At 35.9% G+C, this 3,351-nt stretch carries 6 protein-coding genes; 2 read left to right on the top strand and 4 right to left on the bottom strand.

Annotation, left to right across the window (positions count from 1 at the left end):
- Nucleotides 1-216: 216 nt before the first annotated feature.
- Together V7266_RS27970 and V7266_RS27965 are read right to left on the bottom strand one after the other, a co-directional pair.
- Complete coding sequence (locus tag V7266_RS27970; RefSeq protein ID WP_335472490.1) at nucleotides 217-531, bottom strand: hypothetical protein; 315 nt, start codon at nucleotides 529-531, stop codon at nucleotides 217-219.
- Nucleotides 532-661: 130 nt separating this feature from the next.
- The gene (locus V7266_RS27965) at nucleotides 662-1,060 is read right to left on the bottom strand and encodes an SET domain-containing protein (RefSeq protein ID WP_335472489.1); all 399 of its coding nucleotides are present in this window, start codon (nucleotides 1,058-1,060) and stop codon (nucleotides 662-664) included.
- 236 nt (nucleotides 1,061-1,296) lie between these two features.
- On the opposite strand from V7266_RS27965, the gene V7266_RS27960 reads away from it, so the two are divergent.
- On the top strand, nucleotides 1,297-1,701 hold the full coding sequence (locus V7266_RS27960) for a hypothetical protein (RefSeq protein ID WP_335472488.1): 405 nt from the start codon (nucleotides 1,297-1,299) through the stop codon (nucleotides 1,699-1,701).
- A 70-nt stretch (nucleotides 1,702-1,771) separates the two neighbouring features.
- On the opposite strand, the gene V7266_RS27955 is transcribed toward V7266_RS27960, so the two are convergent.
- Both V7266_RS27955 and V7266_RS27950 read right to left on the bottom strand, forming a co-directional pair.
- Entirely contained in the window at nucleotides 1,772-2,113 is a 342-nt protein-coding gene (locus V7266_RS27955; protein ID WP_335472487.1) for a hypothetical protein, read from the bottom strand.
- A gap of 133 nt (nucleotides 2,114-2,246) precedes the next feature.
- The gene (locus V7266_RS27950; RefSeq protein WP_335472486.1) at nucleotides 2,247-2,762 is read right to left on the bottom strand and encodes a YbaK/EbsC family protein; all 516 of its coding nucleotides are present in this window, start codon (nucleotides 2,760-2,762) and stop codon (nucleotides 2,247-2,249) included.
- A gap of 135 nt (nucleotides 2,763-2,897) precedes the next feature.
- Here V7266_RS27950 and V7266_RS27945 point away from each other — a divergent pair, with 135 nt between their 5' ends.
- Nucleotides 2,898-3,269: a hypothetical protein gene (locus tag V7266_RS27945; protein ID WP_335472485.1), complete on the top strand. Its 372-nt coding sequence runs from the start codon at nucleotides 2,898-2,900 to the stop codon at nucleotides 3,267-3,269.
- The last annotated feature ends 82 nt before the right edge of the window (nucleotides 3,270-3,351 follow it).

Raw genomic sequence — 3,351 nt, 5'->3', positions numbered from 1 at the left:
ATCCGCCCATGCCTGGGTAGCCTGTTCCCATTCCACCCATGCCTGGAATTCCTCCCATACCCATGCTACCATAACCACCCATACCTGGATATCCACCTGTTCCCATCATTTCGAGCATCTCTCCTTTATTTAGGTTATAGTCTAGAATATGTTTTAACAATTAAAAGGCATAGGCAGATGTCTAGTTTCCTAAAACTAGAGGTCGATCGGTCACTGTCATATGAATAAATCTTTAATGGAGTACTCCTGCATCCATTTTGGTACGATCCTTTCACGATTATTTTCATGGGGTAATTGTATACGAAGATCTAAAAGATTCTCGTCCTTTATTTTTCCCACGATTGCTAGGTCTTCCATCGTGGGTGGATACGGACTTACCTTCATATGTACAAAAATTTTGTCCAGGACGTTTTCATAATCTAATTCCGAACAGATTTGAAGCCAATGGATGACTGTTTGATTTTTTATCAAACAACTCGAATAAACTGTTTCAATTAATGCCAAAATGTTTAGGGCTTCCTTCTTTGTCATTTCAAATTACTCCTCTTTATTTCATGCTACTATTCTAGACAAAGTAAGTAGTTCCTTATTCTGTATCAAAGCCCCTATAAAGCTAAAAAAAAAGAGCACAAAAAAAGTGCTCTTTTTAAAACCTTAGTTTTCATTCTTTCGAATCACTTGTCTTCTCTTTATTAAACCATAGCGGCTCATCATCATCGACATCCCCGTTATAATTGATTAAGATTTCTTCTCCTGCTTTAATATCCTTATATGCAAAGAAATCAAAGGTGTGGTTTGGAAAGTTAATTTCATATGTGGCATTTGGCTGATAGGAATGGTTAAATAACATCCCATAGCCTAATAGGATGGCAGTGTGATTGATGCCATATTCAAATGCATAATCGGCTAATAAAGTTTTTTCGATATGAATGTGCTCTTCATTCGGATAAGGAATAACTGGTGCTTGATGAATTAGCTCTCCCTTAGCAATATCACAAGTAGCAAATACTCCTCTGTTCAATTCCCCATCACTTAGCTTTGATGTTTTTACCTCTATCATATTAATCACCTATATCTCTTTCTAAAGAAGATTTATCTATATAAGCTTGCCAGACTAACGACAAGAAAGCAAATACTTTTTGTAACCAGTTGGTGCCTGTCACCATTTTGTAGGTTTCTAAGGTGATAAATTTACTTTTCTGTCTGCCTCGATATTTCTTTATGGAGGTTATATTCTTGACTGTCCTAACATATTTTAGAATGTACGTTCGCTTCAAAGGATGGGAGGATGGCAGCATGGCTGACAACAATAAGTCCGTGATAACAGGTGAAATGCTACTAAGATATTATGAACTAAATAAACAGAAGAAAGAAATTGAACTTGAATTGAATTATTTAAAAGACTCATTTCAAAACTATTTTAATGATTTTGTTGGCACCCAGCAAAAAGGTGAAATTACTGTTAGCGGCTTTAAGCTACAAAGACAAATGCGAAAAACAGAAAAATTTCATGAAGCAGAAACCGTTAAAAGACTAGAAGAATTGAAGATGACCGATCTCATTCAGGTTATAAGAAGACCGGATGATACAAAAATAAAAGCTGCACTTGATTTAGGATTATTATCTCATAGCCACTTAGATGGCTGTGTAACCATTCATTATACTCCTGCCATCTCGGTAAAACCGATTACTCCTAGATAAAAATGGAAGGTTAAAGTAAAAAAGAGCTTGGTTTCCCAAGCTCTTTTAAAAATGCAATCTACACTTCTCTTCATACCGAAATACCATCATTCAATCTTTTAAGAATATAACAGGTCCCATCTTCAGCAAAGTATAAACACTCACCTTGTTTTACATTGAAATTGACCTTATTCTTATCATAAATTAACTTCTCTACCTTCATGAATTGTTCAACCAATTCATGATCAGGATTATATATAATCCCTTTATCTCCTAGTGTTGTAACAAATCCTTTTGGGTTATGCTTCCGTTCCGGCTTCAGTTCAGCTGACCAACTAGCATCCAATAGGACCGTCCCTGCATTGACTTTGGATTTTCTAGTTTGGATCGACCAAGTTTTCCGACAATTACAGCGGTATATTTTGAATTTCATCACCGATTCCTTCTTCCCTTGATGATAATAATTGGAAAATTCAAAATAAAATCACTGTAATTATATTAATCATAAGAGTGGATTATTAATAAACCCACCATTTTAGTTAGGCAATTAGAATAGGTCCGCTCCACTAAACCTCTAATTGTTGATTAACAATCGCCGTCTCTTCGTCCTCTCCCCAGCCTTTGCAAACATCTACCCACTCCTTAGCACTAGAGAATTCAAATAATTCTTCCTTTGTTAATTCAATGGCAGAGTTTGTGCTGCCACATGCGGGAAAGACCGTCGTAAATCGCTGCATAGAAACATCTAGGTAGACATCTAGATCATTTTTCAGTCCAAATGGGCAAACGCCTCCAATCGCATGGCCTGTTTGCTCAAGGACCTCGTCTGGCGACAACATCCGAGCTTTATAGCCAAAGAATTGGCGGAATTTCTTATTATCAATTTTTACATCACCGGCCGCAACAACTAAAATGGCCTTTTCCTCTGACCCCCGAAAGGATAATGTTTTTGCAATTCGAGCTGGACTTACACCGATCGTTTCAGCTGCTTGGTCCACGGTTGCACTGGAGGTTTCAAATTCCATGACATCCTGCTCCCGATTCCACTGTTCAAAATGCTTTTTGACACTTTCAAAAGACAATTTACTCATCCTTTCCTTTATTTGCAATATTAGAATAATAACATACTTTATTAGAATAAAGCGAACAGAAGGTTTTTGTTTCAGTGTTTTTTAAAAATGATATAATCATGGAATAACCAAAATATGAGGTGCAACATGGTCAAAGCTGAAGGTATTGTTGATTTTATTTACAAACCAATACAAATCCAAGATTACAAAAAAGAAACGACCTATAGAATAAAAAGTATAAAAAACAAGTTTAGAGATAAATTTAAAATCATTTCCATTTCCCCGCCATATGAGAGCCTAGGTGAAATGGTAGTAACTGTGTCATGCAGCTTTAAAATACATTTACTTGACAATCCACATTGTAAAATCGTTGATGATTATGTTGGATATGTTTTCCCAACACTTGCTGAACGTCTATCGACACGACGAATTCTCAGCACTAAAATTAACCAGATTTCCTCTAACGGTGTTAACATAAAATTATCTTTTCGTCAGTTAAATCATTATGATATTAGATAAGTAAATGGCTATTAAGGATATGCGGGTTGCTAAAAAAATGGGATGTCCAAGTGACGTCAGTTTTTAAACTTGGATGTTGATT

Source organism: Neobacillus drentensis (assembly GCF_036965645.1).
Classification (GTDB): domain Bacteria; phylum Bacillota; class Bacilli; order Bacillales; family Cytobacillaceae; genus Neobacillus; species Neobacillus drentensis_D.
The sequence above is the reverse complement of the archived record's forward strand: the minus strand, read 5'-3'. Positions and strand labels throughout refer to the sequence as shown.